The organism is Monashia sp. HAY1-5C (assembly GCF_056755255.1).
In genome coordinates, this window is sequence record NZ_JBPGXG010000889.1 from 1 (window position 1) to 230 (window position 230).

1 pseudogene is annotated in these 230 nt (G+C 67.4%); it reads left to right on the forward strand.

The features are described 5' to 3' along the window. Nucleotides 1-2 precede the first annotated feature (2 nt). Nucleotides 3-230 (forward strand): annotated as a pseudogene (locus ACR9ZK_RS23860) (2-keto-myo-inositol dehydratase); the annotation flags it as partial.

Here is a 230-nt window from a genome sequence, read left to right on the forward strand (position 1 = left end):
GCGTGTGCCCCGACCAGTGGGGCGTCTGGTTCCCCGAGGACGACAAGCAGATTCCTTGGGAGACAACGCTCGACGAAGTGGCCGAGGCCGGCTTGTCGGTCATGGAGACCGGCCCGTTCGGCTACTTCCACAAGGATCCGAAGCGCCTCCAGGAGGAGATGGACAAGCGCGGCTTCCGCGTCGTAGCCGGTACCGGATGGGGCATCCTGCACCGGCCGGAGGCCTGGGCC